Source organism: Rhizobium sp. WW22, from assembly GCF_047041135.1.
Classification (GTDB): Bacteria; Pseudomonadota; Alphaproteobacteria; order Rhizobiales; family Rhizobiaceae; genus Rhizobium.
Genome location: NZ_CP178199.1, coordinates 1659060 through 1675933, shown reverse-complemented (window position 1 = coordinate 1675933; position 16874 = coordinate 1659060). Strand labels below are relative to the sequence as shown.

Annotated in this window: 13 protein-coding genes and 1 pseudogene; 6 read left to right on the top strand and 8 right to left on the bottom strand. The window is 56.2% G+C overall.

Annotated elements, in window-relative coordinates; translation table 11 throughout:
• Positions 1-5: 5 nt before the first annotated feature.
• Positions 6-1445: a lipopolysaccharide biosynthesis protein gene (locus tag ACK83U_RS26765; RefSeq protein WP_112603141.1), complete on the top strand. Its 1440-nt coding sequence runs from the start codon at positions 6-8 to the stop codon at positions 1443-1445.
• 35 nt (positions 1446-1480) lie between these two features.
• On the opposite strand, the gene ACK83U_RS26760 is transcribed toward ACK83U_RS26765, so the two are convergent.
• From ACK83U_RS26760 to ACK83U_RS26735, 6 genes and pseudogenes are all read right to left on the bottom strand, one after another.
• The gene (locus tag ACK83U_RS26760; RefSeq protein WP_112603143.1) at positions 1481-2482 is read right to left on the bottom strand and encodes a glycosyltransferase family 2 protein; all 1002 of its coding nucleotides are present in this window, start codon (positions 2480-2482) and stop codon (positions 1481-1483) included.
• Between the two features lie 65 nt (positions 2483-2547).
• Complete coding sequence (locus ACK83U_RS26755) at positions 2548-4266, bottom strand: Wzz/FepE/Etk N-terminal domain-containing protein (protein WP_112603145.1); 1719 nt, start codon at positions 4264-4266, stop codon at positions 2548-2550.
• A pseudogene (locus ACK83U_RS26750) lies at positions 4263-6301 on the bottom strand (glycosyltransferase). The gene ACK83U_RS26755 and the pseudogene ACK83U_RS26750 overlap by 4 nt, the downstream one beginning before the upstream one ends.
• Positions 6298-7701: a hypothetical protein gene (locus ACK83U_RS26745; protein WP_112603149.1), complete on the bottom strand. Its 1404-nt coding sequence runs from the start codon at positions 7699-7701 to the stop codon at positions 6298-6300. Before ACK83U_RS26745 ends, ACK83U_RS26750 begins: the two are co-directional and overlap by 4 nt.
• Before the next feature lie 140 nt (positions 7702-7841).
• Complete coding sequence (locus ACK83U_RS26740; protein ID WP_112337055.1) at positions 7842-8534, bottom strand: class I SAM-dependent methyltransferase; 693 nt, start codon at positions 8532-8534, stop codon at positions 7842-7844.
• A gap of 156 nt (positions 8535-8690) precedes the next feature.
• Entirely contained in the window at positions 8691-9404 is a 714-nt protein-coding gene (locus ACK83U_RS26735; RefSeq protein WP_112603151.1) for a sugar transferase, read from the bottom strand.
• A gap of 302 nt (positions 9405-9706) precedes the next feature.
• Between ACK83U_RS26735 and ACK83U_RS26730 the strand changes: the two genes are divergently transcribed.
• The 4 genes from ACK83U_RS26730 (at position 9707) to ACK83U_RS26715 (ending at position 14047) form a co-directional block, all read left to right on the top strand.
• Positions 9707-10840: an IS630 family transposase gene (locus ACK83U_RS26730; RefSeq protein ID WP_112603153.1), complete on the top strand. Its 1134-nt coding sequence runs from the start codon at positions 9707-9709 to the stop codon at positions 10838-10840.
• 52 nt (positions 10841-10892) lie between these two features.
• Positions 10893-12002: a glycosyltransferase gene (locus ACK83U_RS26725; RefSeq protein WP_412474932.1), complete on the top strand. Its 1110-nt coding sequence runs from the start codon at positions 10893-10895 to the stop codon at positions 12000-12002.
• Positions 12003-12060: 58 nt separating this feature from the next.
• Positions 12061-13395 carry a polysaccharide biosynthesis/export family protein gene (locus ACK83U_RS26720; protein WP_412474931.1) on the top strand — a complete coding sequence of 445 codons (1335 nt, stop codon included), beginning with the start codon at positions 12061-12063 and terminating at the stop codon, positions 13393-13395.
• A gap of 271 nt (positions 13396-13666) precedes the next feature.
• The gene (locus tag ACK83U_RS26715; protein WP_112410785.1) at positions 13667-14047 is read left to right on the top strand and encodes a hypothetical protein; all 381 of its coding nucleotides are present in this window, start codon (positions 13667-13669) and stop codon (positions 14045-14047) included.
• A gap of 56 nt (positions 14048-14103) precedes the next feature.
• Here ACK83U_RS26715 and ACK83U_RS26710 read toward each other — a convergent pair whose 3' ends face one another.
• Both ACK83U_RS26710 and ACK83U_RS26705 read right to left on the bottom strand, forming a co-directional pair.
• Positions 14104-14937, bottom strand: a complete 834-nt coding sequence (locus tag ACK83U_RS26710) for an FkbM family methyltransferase (RefSeq protein ID WP_112603504.1) — start codon at positions 14935-14937, stop codon at positions 14104-14106.
• A 445-nt stretch (positions 14938-15382) separates the two neighbouring features.
• Complete coding sequence (locus ACK83U_RS26705; protein ID WP_112337051.1) at positions 15383-15859, bottom strand: ProQ/FINO family protein; 477 nt, start codon at positions 15857-15859, stop codon at positions 15383-15385.
• A gap of 510 nt (positions 15860-16369) precedes the next feature.
• Between ACK83U_RS26705 and ACK83U_RS26700 the strand changes: the two genes are divergently transcribed.
• Complete coding sequence (locus tag ACK83U_RS26700; protein WP_412474930.1) at positions 16370-16810, top strand: DoxX family protein; 441 nt, start codon at positions 16370-16372, stop codon at positions 16808-16810.
• The last annotated feature ends 64 nt before the right edge of the window (positions 16811-16874 follow it).

The window sequence follows — 16874 nt, the reverse complement described above, 5'->3', positions numbered from 1 at the left end:
GTCGCATGCTTGCGTTCAAAGCCTTCAAGGGAGCCGGTTGGCTCGTCGTTTCACGCTTTATCGGCCGCCTCGTCGATTTCTGCACGCTTCTGCTCTTCGCTCGTATCCTGACACCCGCCGATTTCGGTTTGGCGGCGCTGGCGATGTCGCTTGTCGTGGTGGTCGATACGGTGTTGGAAGTGCCCGTCACGCAGGCGATGGTTCGGCTCGATATGGTCGACAAGAGCCACCTCGATACGGGCTTTACGCTGAGTGTGGTAAGAAGCGGCCTGATTGCGCTCATCGTCCTGGCCGCCGCGTGGCCCTTCTCGTGGATCAATCACAATCCGCAACTCACTCCGCTGATTGCCGTTCTGGCGATCGGGCCGATTGCCAGGGGTTTCTGCAGTCCAGCGATGGTACATTTCGTCCGGGAGCTCGGCTTTCGTCAAACCTTTCTTCTGGAGTTCAGCGGGAAACTATGTGCCTTTGTCATTGCGATGATCACGGTCTTTTCGGGAGGCAGCTATTGGGCAATCGCCGCGAATTTCGTCACCAATTCAGTGGCGGCTGTGGTGGTTTCCTATCTTCTTGCACCATATCGGCCGGCGTTTTCGCTGCGGCGTCTCTCGGATTTCGCCGGATTCGTTGGATGGTTTAGTTCCGCACAATTGATTTCAGCGCTCAACTGGCAGTTCGATCGCTTTCTTATCGGCGCGACGACCGATAGCACGACGCTTGGACGCTATGCAATTGCCAGCGATGTCTCGGTCGTTCCAACACAGTCTCTCATCGGTCCCGCATTGCAGCCGGTCATGGCTGCATTCTCGCTCATAACTTCTGATCGGCAGCGAATGCGTCTGGCCTTTCTAAAGGCGGCTCGGTTTGCGATGCTTATTTCGATCCCCGCTTGCATCGGAATATTTCTGACGGCAGACCTCGTCACGGATCTGCTTCTAGGTGAGAAATGGAAAGACGCCGCTCCTTTGCTTAGCCTTCTATCCCTGTCCGTGATCCCAATACCTTATTTTCAGACGCTGTATTCGGTCAGCCTTGCGCTTGATCGCCCGCATGTGCTTTTCAGGTTGAATAGCATCGATTTGTGCCTGCGGGTCATACTGATATCGATCGGCTTCTATCTTTTCTCGATCACGGGCGTCAGTGCTGCAAGGGTGCTTCTTTCGACCATCATGTTCGCGTTCTATCTGGATGAGGTGCGGCGGCAACTGGGGCTTGGAATATGGGCACAGTTGAAGAATCTCTGGAAAATCGGATTTGCTGCCATTGTCATGGTCTTATGGGTCGTAATACTGCGCGACGAATTGTCAGGTCGTGCCTTGAACCATGTTCTCGAGCTTGTCTTCGTGGCTGGAACCGGTGCAGCGGCCTATGTCGGCACGCTGCTGGCGCTTGGCATGCGCTTGATCGCCGGCCAAGGACGGTTTGAATTGGCCGATCGTCGGTGATGCTTCGATTGTGCCACGCGTGAAGGATGCCTTTGTTACATCAACGCCTGTAGGAGTCCGACGGTCGAACGGTTGCCGCCGTTCAGCCGGTAGGCGAGGCCGCGGCGGGCGTTCCGGTTCGGCAATATCATCGTGAGCAGGCAAAATGCCGCAATCGTCCCCTTGGTCTTCAACGGGTATTGCTGGTGTTGGAGTTTTCGCAGCAGAGAAAGGAAGCACTTGATCGGGGGGCGCCTGCCTTCCGCGATCGCCAGATAGAAATTGCGCTCGATATAATAATAGGCCTCTTCCGGTCGAACGAGCGCGTCTGCGCGTCCGGTTCTCTCCAGAATTCGGCGCAAGTGCTCCATCCTCATAACAAATCGGCGCAGCTCTTGGCGCAACGGGGCTGGATCGACTGCGCGTCCTAGTCCGGAAAAATTTTTGCCGTGGATGCGGTAGCGCCCAAGCCTTTGGGGCAGGCTGACGATATCGCCCATGAAAGGGGCGACGAAGAGCGGCAATCCATCGATCGCTGGATCGTAATCCATTTCTCTCAAATATTCGCAGACGTCGCGTCTGAAGACGTTTCCCGATGTCGGAGGGGTAGTATAAACACCCGTATGCAGCACGCTGTCTGCAATCACGTGGCGATCTCGAAATCCTTCGAGGGTCGTGCCGGCGCCGAGAGTGTCTCCGCGATGATCGATCCGTGTCAGAGAGAATTGAAGTTTGGCAACGTCGTCGTCCAATTCCGAGAGGATCGTCGCAAGGGAGCCCGGCGCCAGCTCGTCATCCGCATCCAGAAACAGCACGAAGGGCGCCTGCGTGCGCTCCAGGCCATAAAGGCCGGCCGCCCTCTGACCGCTGTTTTCAATGCGATAGGCTGTAACGCCTTCGCGTTGGATGACATCCCATGATGTATCGGTGGAACCGTCGTCGATGACGATAAGTTCACATTCATCGCAATCCTGCGATACGACGCTGCGGATCGCATTCGCCACATAGGCTTCATAATTCCAGCAGGTAATGATGACGGCAATTCTTGGCGGTTTCATGGGAATTTATCTTATTGAATGGCAGGTGCCTTGAAGCAAGTACTACCGATTTGATTTGACGTGCATCATGCCTTTGCCAGATCGATGACCGTGCCTATGACATTGGCGCCGGCGCGTCGCAGTTGTAGCAAGGTATCGTTGACCTGGTCGGTCGTTGTCCTGCCGGCGCTGGCAATCACCACCACGGCATCGGCGTGGACTGACAATGCGACCGCATCCGACGAGCTGCCGACGGGAGGTAACGCCAGGAGGACGTCGCCTCTGGCCCTTGCGGTCTCCACGATCCGTCCTGCCCTTCTGTCGCGGAAATCGACATAGAGATTTGTCAGTGCATTGGTGGAATGGATCGGAAAACGGGCGATGCCTTGTCCGTCATTGCGTCCGTTGGAGAGCAGTATCTGCTCGGGCCGCATATCGTCGACGAGGGCATCTGCCAGCGATGTCATCAGCAGATCATCCGACTCGCGATTGCTGTGATTGTGCTGGCCCGCCTCATCATAAAAGAGGGTGACATGCCGGCCGCTTCGACTGAGGAATTGCGCCAGACTGACGCCCATCTTCGAGATGCCTTGACCCGGCTCCCATCCGGTAATCGCGATGATCAGTCCTCGCTCGTTTCGAATGGTCGAGCATGCGATCTCGATGGATGTCCTGAGATTGTGAATGGCCATGGCGTACGCGCTGCCTGGCTGATTGATGGCAACCGAGGACTTTCTGCTGTAGGTCCCACGCAAGGTGCTCGCCCGGCCAGCCGGATCCGGAAGGCTTCCGAGACATGGTACCCCCGTATCCCGCGCCAGATCTTTCGCATTGCGAACCTTGCGATCGAAGGCGAGATTGAGAACGATGATCGAGAAGCCGAAGAGCACGCCGAGAATACCTCCCAAAACGGTAATCAAGGTGGCGCGTGGCCCCGATGGACTGAGCGGTACGAGTGCCGCGCCGATAATTCGTGCATCGCCGTCGGGCGTCGGTACGGCAGGCAAGGCTCCCAGCTTCATGGCATCGGTCGCGGCAGCAACCTGGGCTGCCAGCGCGTCGAGGCGCCACTGAAGAACCTCGGTTCCCGCCCGGGCCATTTCGTCCTTGAAGCTCACGGCCTGCAGGATGTAGGCGGAAACGGTAGCGTTCGCGATGCGTGCCGCAAGCGTCGGATTGGACGAGGAATAGCTGATCTCGATAACATAGGATTGACCGACACGGCGCGCGTCCAGATGCTGTGTGAAATTCGAGAAGGCTGCTTGGTACGCATCGCCAGCCGAGCTATTTGCCGGTGTGCCCGACGTGGTATCGGAACGAGGGGCTTTCCCCGTGTTGGGGCTGCTTATGGCAGACCACACGTAGTTTATTGCACCCGTTATGTTGCCGATGACAAACGCACTTATGCTTGGCGGCTGCGGGCCAAGCTCCGGGTTGTTGCCAAGATTAAGGCTGCTGAATACGGCCGAGAGCAGACGCTCGGAACGGATGATTTGAAGCTCGCCGTCCGCCCTGTTGAGGTCGAAATTCTGGGCGTCCTGGCTTGAAGTCAGAGAGAGGTGGCGAGGTTCGAGCAGGACAGTGGCCGTCGCCGTGTAGGTGCGCGGCAATGAATGGGCATAGGCTGCTGCCAGGCCGACGCCAACTGCCGTGCAAAGAATAAGCTTCGTCTTGTGTCGCAGGGCGAGCATGCACAACGATCGCAGGAGCGCGACCGGCCCTTCGCTGGTCTTGTCCGCGGGCAGTTCGTCCAACCGCCAAAGCCGTGACGACCGTTCCAGTAGAGACGGGGCGTTTTGCGTCATCTAGTCCTCACCTCTGACTTGAGTTGTTCTGACTTGCTTCGCGTCGGCAATTTTGCCGCCCGTTCGGGTTCAAGGCGCCCATAAAGGAGATCCTTGATTGCAATGAGATTGCCTTTCGCGCGCCCCCATCTGTCGACGAAAGGTTCCGGCCAGACGGCGCGCGAGAAGTTCATGGCCATGTTGCAGAAGATGTGATTGGCGACCATCGGGCCCGTCATTGTCCCCTTGCGCAGCATATAGATGGGGTTGATCACCTGCGAATAGCCAAAGCGGTCCCCGCTGACGCGGCCGCTTTTGACACCCATATGCACTCCGAACGCTTCCGCGCATTTAACGAAGCGCCCCCCTTGCTTGCCGAGAGCTGCGGCAAAGTCGCGATCCTCCAGCCAGCCATAAAGGACCAGACGTTCGTCGAAGCGTGTTTCACCGATAGCCTCCGCCCGGAAGGCCATGTTGCATCCGTACGGGCTGTAGGGCTCTACCCAGGTCCCGTCGCTCGCCGGCGCGGTCTCGACAAGGCGCAATGCTTCCTCAAGGCCGATTCCCGGACCGCCGACGCCATCGGCCAGCACACGGCCGGTGAAGCCCACGATCTGATTATCATCGCGAAACGCCCTTGCCGCCGCCGCAAGCCAGTTCCCGTCTGCCAGGAAATCATCGTCAAAAAAGGCGACGATCTCGCATTCCTCGGGGATGTTCAACAGCGCGGTATTTCGTTGCCTCGTCAACCCACCGGGGCCTGTTACGACTGTCACGTCGGGATGACCGATGAGATTACCGGCATCGGCGGCATCGATACAGGAGACGATGACCGTTTTGGGTTTTAGCGTCTGTGTGGCCAGCAGGTGGCGCACGGTCGCGTTTACGGTCGCCGGCCGTCCTCGCGTCGCGACGATCACCGCGATATGGGGAGTTCCGATTCCGGAGGGCTTATAGGTTTTTGGCCGCGCGATGGGCTCGCCAGCAGCTCCATATAGCCGGCAGCCGTTTGCGACCAGGAGAAGTTCTTGATCTGGTCGTATCCTCGTCCCATCAGATCGATGCGCAATCCCGGAGATTCCTTCAGCGTTCTGATTTGTCGAACCCATGCCGCCGGGTCGGTCGGCGAGGCAAGCAGAGCAGCGTCGCCGCAGACTTCCGGTATGCTTGCACAGTAAGAGGCAACGACAGGGCAGCCACGCGCCATCGCCTCCACGATCGGCAGACCGAAGCCTTCCGTTAGGGATGGAAAGGCAAGGCAAAGCGCTCTTTCGAGCAGGTAAGCCAAGTCGTGATCCGAAACACGTCCTATCATATGGACGTTCGGCCGTTCCTTGAGTGCGCCCGGGACGAAAATTCCTGCATCGCCACCGGCAATGACGATATCGATACCCATCTCGTCGAGCCCCGGTGCGGCGTCGACGAGTAGTGCAAGGTTCTTGTGTCGCGCCTTGGATCCGAGTGCCAGGATGAACTGACGATCGCATCGCTCGAAGGTTTCGGCGACGAAGCTCGGCGCAATCTGCGCAAGCGCCGGATCCCAGCCAAAGGCATGTTCGTGACCGTTGGGAAGAACGGCGATGTCTTCGATCCGGATCGGCAGATGTCTTGTGATCTGGCGCGCCGCGGCATGCGACACGGTCACGATGCGAGCCGAGCGCTTTACGAGAAGCGGTTGAAGCGTCTGATAGACGATCCGGAAAGCCCGGCTATAACTATCCGGCGTGGTGAAGACATTGGCGTCATGGATGCATACGATCTGATCCGCCTTGGTCGCCGGCGCCGTGTTACAGAGATTGAGAAGGCGGCCATGCCATTGTGCCGGCAAGGTGATCTGTTCCCACGGATGGCCGGAAAGCGCTCCGGATTGCATTAGCGGCATATGACTGAACCCCGGATCCGTTGTCCCGGAAGGGGCAATGATCGCCGCCCGTTCATCGGCGGCGGCAAGCGCCGTGTTGATCGCGCGCACCACATTCGATGCGTAACGCTGCACGCCCGTTGGATTCTGACCGAGGAAGCGGCCGTTGACCGCAAAAAGGGCGCCAGCGCTCATATGGTGACTACTCCTATAGGGCGACCGGTGCGTGTATGTTGTCTGCTGCGTTCCGGCAGGGCCGACGCCAGTCCGGCAAGCATGCAGAAGAATAGGCCCTGATCGATGACGGGGCTGACAAGCATATCGCCGACGAGGAGGCCGAAGCAGCCGTTGCAGGCCGCCAGCCGCGCATCCGCGGTAAGGCTGCCCGGGGTTCCGCGCTTCTTGATCAATGCTCCGAAGGCGAAAAGGAGATAGAAAATCGTGCCGGCGATGCCGACATTTGCAAGAAGGGCAAGGGCAAAGCTGGAGGTGCGAGCAGTGCCGAGACCGACGCCTACGCCCATGGTGTCGACGACATTCTGGATTGCGGCCATGTTCCAGGAGCCCCGCTCAACGGCGGAGTCGGAGGTGGATTTGCCGAGTGCGATGATGTCGATGTAATTATATACGGTCTTCGACACCTCAGGATCTATCGCGATCAGTAGCGCCGCTGCGGTCGCAATCGTCGGTATGAATACGATCGCCAGCGTACTGAAGCGGCGGGCATTCTTATGCCCTCCGACGGCAATTGCCGTCAGGTAAAGGATCAAACCCATCACGGGTGCGCCGACGAGGCCGGTTGAAGATGTCGACATCACAACCAGGATAAGCGACGTTACGGCGACAAAACCAGTGAGATAGGGACGGCGGCCACAGAGCCAGAGCGTGCCGGTGAAGGCAAAGACACCGAGGGTTGAACGTGCAAAGGACGAGGCTTCGGTGAATGATCCAACGATGCGTTTGACGCCTGCAATCTGATCGTCGGTATGGAGAACATACTGGGCATTTCGTATGAAGGCGAGCATGCCTTGTGTGCCCGTGGAATAGGTGGCGACGTCAAGAAATGCAAAGGCAGTGTTGGCAACGGCATAGGCAAGAAGCCCGGTCAAGACCGCATTAAAGCCGCGCCAATTGGAGGCAATCGCAACCGTCAACGCGTAGCAAAGAAGATTGCCAACCATGTAGACGCTTTGCGTAAGATTGCTCGAAACAGGAACAAGCGGAACTGTCGATCGGCTATCGTCAAATATTGTCGTGCCGAGGGGTACGATCTGCGTGACGCCCGACAGAATCCGCGGCGAAAAGTATGCGCTCAGCACGCCATAAAAGACAAGCAGGGCAAACCAGAAGCCAGGTTCGCCGAATTTCAACGCGTGGAGAAATTCGCGTGTTGCACGTTCCCGCGTCATGACACCCAATAGCAGGAAGCCGAGCATAACATGGCCGGGCTGAATATTGGCGGCTCCGACGAACATTGCCGCTGCCGATCCGAATACAGCCGCCACCCCCAGGGCTATGACGGTTGCACTATCGCCGAGTAAGAGGCAGAAGAGCCCACATAGAATGGCAGCGATACCGATCGGCTCGATACTCATGTCAGAGCCTCGCGGCGACGAGATCGACGCTCGACAGCGTTGCGGTTCGGGGCGCCCCCCGAGGCGGAGACGTCGGGGCGAAGCTGCAAATCTGCCCCATCGCAGGCGCCGGCATGGGTTTGCGCTGATGCCATGGATGACTACTCTGCAAGAACGAGGAGAGAGTAGCCGCCAAGGATTCGCACTGCCAAATCCGGATGAATCGAATAAAGCAGCCTGCGCGGCAGCCGCATCAATGTACTGCTGAAAGCCTGATTGGGTAATTCCAGGCGGCTTGCAGTATACGCATAGTCGATAACGGAGTAGCCACAGCCCCGCAGGGTAGCAAGCGCCGTATCCTTGAAGAAATAATGTAGATGCCCGACATTATCGCGCAAATTCGCGATCGGCCAAGCACGCAGGACCGACTGCACGGAAAGGTCGAGCGGGATATGGAAAATCTTGTAGCGACCGCAAGAGCGCAGCCCCTTGATGAAGGAAATATAGTCTTCGACATGCTCGATCACGTCGGCAATGACGACGACGTCAAAAGTACTATCCTTCTCCTCAAGTATATCGCTCAGTTGAAAGGAAACGCGGCTGGTTTCCTTCGTCTTTGCTCTTTGATAGGCGTGGGGGGAAATCTCATAGCCGGTAAAATGTGCCTTTGGAAAGGAGCGCGACAGATTTAGGAGGATTTCACCCGTACCGCAGCCGACTTCGCAAAGTGTATCGAAGTTCAGCCGATTTTTGCGAATAATCGCTTCGATCTGATGTGCTTTCCACGGGGAATCCTCCTCGTGCCACGTTGGGTTCAGTTCGGCATATTGGTCGGTGAGATAAATATCGTGCAAAGCTAACCCTTCCCTGCCAGGAGTTTATACCTCCTGTCGACTGCGGCGGAGGTTCTGGAAATCTATACTGGGTCGTTTGGTAGCTGCAGCTTACGAAAATGGAAGCTTACGCAGCTCGTATGCAATCGCATGTAATATGCATCCGAGGCAGCCGGATCAGTAGCTGCCCCGAGACGACAAGACGGCCGGAATGGTCTTGACCATGATCACGACGTCGCCCCATAGGCTCTGTTCAGCAATATAGCGCACATCAAGTGCGATGCGCGTATCATAGCTGGTGTCGCTACGGCCGCTGACCTGCCAAAGGCCTGTCAGGCCGGGCCTGACACGGATATAGTCGGCAAAATGCGCCCCATACAACTCGGCTTCACTTGCGACGATCGGCCGTGGCCCGACAAGGCTCATTTCTCCCCGTATCACGTTGAAAAGCTGGGGAATTTCATCGATGCTGTTTTTGCGCAGCAGCCTGCCGAATTGCGTGACGCGCGGGTCGTCCTTGAGCTTGCGCGTCGCGTTCCACTCGGCCCTGAGGGCAGGATTGGCATCAAGATGCTGGGCTAAAACTTCCTCGCCATTTTTGACCATCGTTCTGAATTTGAGGCAGGGAAACAGGACCCCATTTTTGCCAACGCGTCGATGCGAATGGAAGATCGGTCGCCCCTGCGTTACCAAAAGAATAGCCACGACCATGACAATCATTGGCGCCAATACAACCAATGCTATCCCGGCCAGGGTGGCATCAACGCAACGCTTGGTCGTGCTGGAGGTTGGAGTTCTGTTGTTTGCCCGACGAATGGACGTGCCGCTGCTGCGACGCGTTCCCAGATCGCCCAGTGTATCGAGCTCACGTCTAACGTTAATTTCCCTCATCAGCTTGCCCCGCATTCGGAAGAAACAAAGAAATGTCGTCAGCAATGTTTAGAAAGGCGCTGTCCCGCGCCGAGATCGAATGTAGTTTGAGATTAACAAATAATAAATAATTTGACAATGTCTTTGTTGCTCTGCAATATATGTGCGTTATTTCCGATAAATTCGAGTTATTACACAACTTATTTTTGTATATCTTAATATATACGGCGGTTATCGTCTCTATATATATTTGGTTGTGTGAATAGTGACCGGAACATAAGTTCGAGTTATTTAATGAGTACTTGTTGGCAGGGAGCTTAGCGATGGCAAATGCGACCGGACGGCCCACAGAGCCCTTGGTTTTGAGTAAGGAAGAGCGAGATTATCTGGAGCTGCAAGTGCATCGGCGTCGGGCGGCAGCGCGCTCTATGGCCGAACGATGCCAGATCATCCTTTACTGCGCAGATGGCATGACCAGCAAGGCCGTGGCGGCGAAGCTTGGAATCCATGAAAACACCGTCGGCAAGTGGCGGCGGCGCTTCTTGAAAAATCGTACAGACGGGCTTCTCGATCAGGAGCGGCCGGGTCGGCCGCGCACGATCGATGACGAACAGATTGCGGCCATTATTGAGCGCACTCTTCAATCCATGCCCGACGCTACCCATTGGTCGATCCGTTCGATGGCGGCGGCGACCGGATTTTCGCATACGACAATTCGGCGCATATGGGCGGCTTTCGGTCTTCAGCCGCATCGCATGCAGACATTCAAGCTCTCAACTGATCCGCTTTTCATCGATAAGGTCATTGATATTCTTGGACTTTACATGTCTCCGCCCAATCGCGCGCTGGTGTTGGGTGTCAACGAGCGCGGCCTTCTTCAGAAGCTTGACGACGAGCGATCCGTGGGGTCGTCAAACCGCTCGGGGGGCGAAGGTCAGGCCCATCCCGCACCTTGGCAAGGGACGGTCTCGCTGGTCGGCGCCCTCGATATTGTTTGCGGTTTTGTAATCGATAGATATCACAAGCAGCATGGCGCCGGCGAGTTTCTGGAATTTCTCAAACAGATTGATGCGGGCGCCCGGCCCGAGATCGATATTCACATCATTTTGGACAATAGCGAGGTGCATAAAAACTCATTGGTTCAGTCCTGGCTGATGCATCGCCCCCGCTATCACCTGCATTTCACACCTACACCGGTTTTCTGGTTGCGTCAGGTCGAGAGCTGGTTCGGGGAAATGAGCCGCAGGCGGTCACCGCCTGGCGCTCAGACATCAGCGAGCCAGTTGGAAGCTGATATGCGGGCTTTCATCGAGCGTCATAGTGAAAGCATAAGCCCGTATAAATGGCTGAATTCCGATACGGCTCAGCCTTCCCGGCACACGCTACGGCAGAAAAGTGCAACGGATGTCAAAGCGCGAAGCCTGAATATGTCGGAGCGGCTGAATAAATCAGTATAACTCCAGACTATACATTGAATATAGTTTAACTGTTCGGTTCATGGGGTACTTCATGCGTGTCGCAATCATACATTACTGGTTGGTTGGAATGCGTGGGGGGGAAAAGGTTCTGGAGGCCCTCTGCCGGATGTACCCCGGTGCCGATATCTTTACGCATGTCTACGATCCCTCGGTCATCTCTGACGTCATCAAGAAACATCGTGTCTATACGACTTTCATAGATCGGCTTCCCTATGCGAAGCGGATGTACAAGAGATATCTCCCGTTGATGCCCATGGCGCTCGAGCAGATGAATCTGAATGAATATGATCTTGTTATCAGCAGCGAATCCGGGCCGGCCAAGGGAATAATACCCAATTCGACGGCTCTGCATGTGTGTTATTGCCATTCACCGATGAGGTATATCTGGAACATGTATAATAGCTATTATGATAGTTCCGGCCTCATGACCCGCCTGATGATGCCGCCGCTCGCGCATTATCTAAGAACATGGGACGTGGCGACCGCCAATCGCGTCGATGATTTTGCTGCAAATTCGCTCACCGTTGCGCGGCGTATCAAGAGCTACTACCGGCGAGATGCCGAAATCATTCACCCGCCGGTCGATACCTCTGCATTTCATCCTGTGCCCCGGTCGGAAGTCGGCGATCATTATCTAATGGTCGGCGAACTCGTCAGCTATAAGCGACCCGACCTTGCCGTAGAGGCATTCAACAGAATGAAGGCGAAGCTTGTCGTCATCGGCGGCGGCGAAATGCTGGAACGATTGCAGAAAATGGCGGGGCCCACGGTAACGATGATGGGGCCGCAGCCGTTTCGGGTTCTGCAAGAGCAATATGCGCGCTGCAGGGCGTTGGTTTTCCCGGGTGAAGAGGATTTTGGGATCGTGCCGGTCGAAGCAATGGCGAGCGGTCGGCCGGTTATTGCGTTCAATCGCGGAGGGGCAACCGAAACGGTCGTTGCCGGAAAGACGGGGATCTTTTTCGAGACCCAGACCGTCGATGCATTGATCGAGGCAGTCGAGCATCTCGAGCGTATGGATCTTCGTCCGGGTGACGCCGTCGCGCGTGCCGCGGAATTCAGAACGGAAATCTTCATGAGAAGATTTGCGTCCTTCGTCAACAGATCGACCGGCGGGCAGCCTAAGGTCGTTCATGGCTAAGTATTGTCGGAGGGCGGCACCAATGAGGCGCCTTCACCCTCGAATAGGAGTGGAAGCCATGGAGCTGAATAAGTCGGTGGCCGGGGAAATTAATCGGCGTTTTGTGTATCGGTTGCCTATTCTGGCAGCGGTCGGCATGGCTTTCGTGCTGGGGATGTCGAGCGCTCGTGCGGATGACTATATTCTCGGCCCGCAGGACAAGTTGCGCATACGCGTATATGAATGGCGCCCGATGGCCGGCTCCGCTGTCGAATGGGAGCCGCTGACCGGCGAATTTGTCATATCGGCATCGGGTAACCTGTCGCTGCCTATCATCGGGACCGTACCGGCAGCCGGCATGACTTCCGAGCAGGTCGCAGAGAGCATCGGCGAGCGGTTGAAGACGCAGGTCGGCATGCAAAAGCGTCCCAACGCCTCGGTGGAGGTGGCGCAATACCGGCCATTCTTCCTGACCGGTCTGGTGGCTAAGCCCGGGCGTTATGATTACAGTCCCGGCCTTACGGTCATTCAAGCCCTCAGCATGGCCGGAGGGACATTCGGTGTCACTGACCCGACGCTTGTCGGTCTGCAGCGAGACGCCGTGGTCGCCCGGGGTGATCTGCGCTCTTTGGATGTCGAGCGGCTCAGCCTTCTGGCGCGGCAGGCGCGTCTGGACGCCGTCATCGACAACAAGCCCTCGATCAGCTTTCCGCCGGAGTTGATGCAGCGTGCAGACGATCCGCTTATCGCCCGCATGATGGACGAAGAGCAGGATTTGTTCGATACGCGACAGCGCTCCTTGCGCACCGAGACCGATGCGCTGAACCAGGCAAAGCTTCTCGCCAGCAATCAGATCGAAGCTCTCACCTCGAAGGCCGCTTCGCTTGCAAAGCAGATAGAACTCGCCAACAAGGATGTCGGAACGGTCAACAAGCTGATCTCCCAGGGGTTGACCGTGTCATCGCGCGAGCTTAACGCCAATCAGAACCTGGCCCAGCTCGAAAGCCAGAATCTTGACGTGGCACTTGCCAATCTCAAGGCACGGCAGGACATCGCGAAGGCGGATGGCGATATTGCCGATGTCAGCAATCGCTATCGTACGCAGGCATTGACCGAGGCGGCAGATGTGCGCGATCGCCTCGCAGCCAACAGGGAGAAGTCAGCAACGACCCAAGCTCTTCTCGACAACATTCAAGCGCGTGCCCCCGCGGCTACGGCAAGTCTGGCAAGCGAGGATCCGCGACGCACGCTCAAGACCACGATAGATCGTATCGTCGACGGCAGCTTGCATAGCATGCCTGCGAGCGACAATGACCCGGTCGCGCCCGGCGATGTCATTCGCGTCGAAGATGAAAAGCCGCAGGCGCTGACTCAAACGACAGACAATGGGTTAGGCCCGGCATTGTCTCCGTGATGACAAGACGGTTCCGTAGATTCGGGCAAATCCAAAAGGCCTGCAAGCAGAGGATGCTTTTAGAGCGGCTTTCGCATTTTGCGCGTATCGATCGCAGCCAATAATCATCTCAGAGTAGTAATTTCACCCTCATCGTCAGTCTTTCTCTGAAAATTGGGCGTATAACCGCATAAGCTGGAAATATTCGACTTGTCCCAGAGGCACAGATCACGGATACTATGAACAGGTATTATTTTTGATCGAAGATGAACTACTCGGAGCTGGACGTTTGATGGCTTGGGGTCTCATTGTCTCTTTCGTAGTCGGGGCTTTATGTGCCCTAAGAGTACCAATTCTGCTTTTTACGATCATCGTGCTCATTGTGATGGTCGGCTACGCACTTTCCAATATCGGCTCTGGTAGCTCTGCACTCGACATCTTAGCATGGTCTTTCATTCTGGCCGCCGTGCTCGAGGCTGGGTATATTTTTCCGCGCATGTTGCTTTACGTCATCTATGTAAAAGTGCTCGGACGAGATATCGGCAGGTCGAACTCGAGGAACGGGTCGGACCTCTTCACCAACAATCTCTTTCAAGCCCATTCGGATGCAAGGCTTTCTGCGAAAGCTGAGCGCGGAGGTGTCGACAAAGCTCGCCCCGGGATGCCGGACTGAAAGAAAAGCCGTGCGATGGTCTGTGCCTTTGTTTTGCAAGGAAGGCCGTGCGTCGCTCAGGATTCAGGCGCTATAATTTGGGGCGTTTCTCCGCTTCTGAGTGTCCGCGAAACATACCAGCCGTCCCATTGCGAGAACTGCGGAAATACGCGCCTGTATCCCTTGCCCTCAAGGAGCGTCTGGATCGCCGTTTCGGTCTTGGGATTATTCTCCACGGAAATGAGCTGAAATTCACGGCTGAAACTATAGGCAGAAAGTATGTCCAGCTCACTGCCTTCCGTATCTATCGAAAAGTAGTCGATGACGGTTGGCGCATTGTAGGTATCAAGCAGGTCGTCCAGCGATATGGTCTCTACCTCGATCTGTCTCCCCTGACTGCGAACGCCGGAAAAATGATCTCCCTGAGAAAAATCTGCAATGGAGCTCAATTCCGGGTCAGTTTCATCCGTAACGATGAACTTGACTGTTGCGCCGGAACTCGATGATACGCATCGATGCTCGATGGAGGCGGATCTGTTGGCCGCCAGATCGGAATGCCAGATCGGGTTCGGCTCGGCGAGGATCCCATTCCAGCCGAACTTCTTCTCAAGGAGCCAGCTGTTGCTATTCTTCAAGCCATTGGTCGAGCCGAATTCCACGAAAAATCCGTTTCTTTTCTCTGCCAGCTCGAAACAGACCCAGAGATCCTGCATGATCTGCGCGTGCGACCAGCTTCGCCTGGCCAGGCAATAGCTGAGGAACCTGGCGTTATCGTCCAGTATGACGTCGGCTATTTCCGCTCTGTTCAGGCGAATGGCGTTGAAAATAGCTTTCTGCAGAGTTTTATTCTTATGAAACCTGCCAACAGCAGATGATAAACCAGACAATATGAATTTCTTGGCGTCAAACATCTTGGCAATCCAAATATTCTGCAAGGCTAAGTTAGCGCATTATCCGCTCTTAACCAATCGATATTCCTAGTCTTGGGTCCGGTTGTATCGTTTGCCAGGCGATCCGAAGCGGAAGGCGATCATGCATAGACATCATCGGGAGGCAATGCGCATGCTCATCGAGGCTTCGCGTCGAGCTCCGCGACGGTGCATTTCAGCTTCAGATGGCCGGGATCCGTCACGTCGAGTTTGTCCCATGGCACGATGTGACCGCTCTTCAAACCCAAAGGGGCGCGAATAGCCAGGGGAATCATTCGGCTCTGTCGAGCAGGCGAGATTTGGCAAATGTTATCTCGAATGGCGGCCGTGTAGCGAATACAGCGCACCACCCTCACGGAAGAACGAACGGCGCTTCCGTTGCGGTCTCTCGGCAATAAAATGAGAAAATATAGGAGGCGCGCCCCAGTCAGCGAGCGGCGCGGTCGGATCGTCTGCCCAGCAGGGAGGCTCGAATGAGTTCTGCTTTGTTGACTACCGGCGGCGGAGGCGGCTCTTCGCGCTGAGCTGCCGCCTTGGCGTGTGTTTGACGCAGCGCGATCAGGCGCTGCTGCGCGGCAAGCCTGTCCTCTGCCGAAAGCGGCTCGACGGGATTGCCGGCGAGATCGTGCCGCATGGAGTCCAATTGAGCGCAGGCATGATAGTATCGCTTGGAATGCAGAAACGCGCTGGTGGCGCGACGAAGCGACATGACTGGCACATCGGGCTTCAAAAGCGGACGGAATTCATTCCAGAGACCCAGCGCAAAGGGACGAATTGGATCACCGGCCTTGACGGGCAGAATGCCAATGGGGTGAAGCAGGAGCGTGTTGATCGCAGCCGCCTTCTTGATGTCGAGCTCCGTCGCCACGATCGGCTCGCGATTGGTCGTCCAGGGTTCTTCCATCAAATCGTTCCTCTGCGTGCAATTCCATTACGGTTTGATTGTGAAATGATTTTGACGGGACGGCAACGAAATCCGCCGCCGCTTGTTCGCCCTCACGCCAAGCCGACGTCCATATATGAGGTGCGTTGTTCTGCAGCAAGTTTGGTTAACGAGATTTTCATAGTTGGCTGGCTAGTTTTTGCGGCGCCGCGATAGGTAGCGCGTACGCGGCGCATCCTCTCTCAATCTCGAATTCGTAACAAGCGGTCCCGCGAAAATGTCGCAGACTCTGAGCCTGGGGTGACTCTTGCCGCATAGGCGGCGAAGAGGGTCAATCTTTGCAGGCTCGTCTCTGCAAGGTTCAATCCTGGCTTGCAGCGGAATGCAGGGCGCTAAGCTGACGAAAACGGCTTCGATCAGTTTCTTTATCCGCAGGCGGTTGCACCATCAAAATAATTTTCTTCCGCTTGTCGGAATCGCCTTCCGTCGGTCGTCCTTGGAGCATCAACAGCTTCTATCTGGAGGAATATCGTGGAAAATGCTCAATCAGTTTGGCAGATTGCCGCCATTCTCGCCGCTCGCCTGATCTTCGCTGCCGTCTTTTTGATGGCTGTCTCGTTCAAATTCATGGATATGGGCGCGACCGCCGGCTATATCGCCGCCGCCGGTTTCCCATTTCCATTATTCCTGGCGTGGTGTGCTGCGATCCTTGAAGTGCTGCTCATCATTGCCTTCTTGACCGGTGCCTTGTTTACCCCGGCGGCACTCGTTGCAGCCGTTTATGTCATCTTCCTCGGATTCTCGTTCCACGGTCCGGCACGCTGGGCCGGCAACCAAGCCGAATTCGGCTTCTTCGTGGACCATTTCGTTTTCCTGGCAGGGCTGCTCTTTGCGGCCGTGCACGGACCAGGGAGCGTTCTCACAATAAAGTGGGCACTCTGGCCGGCCAAATATGACGCAGCTTCATCATAATTTGAAGGCTGCAGGACTATTTGCCCTTTTGACCATAGATCGTGATGCGTCGGCGCCGGAAGAG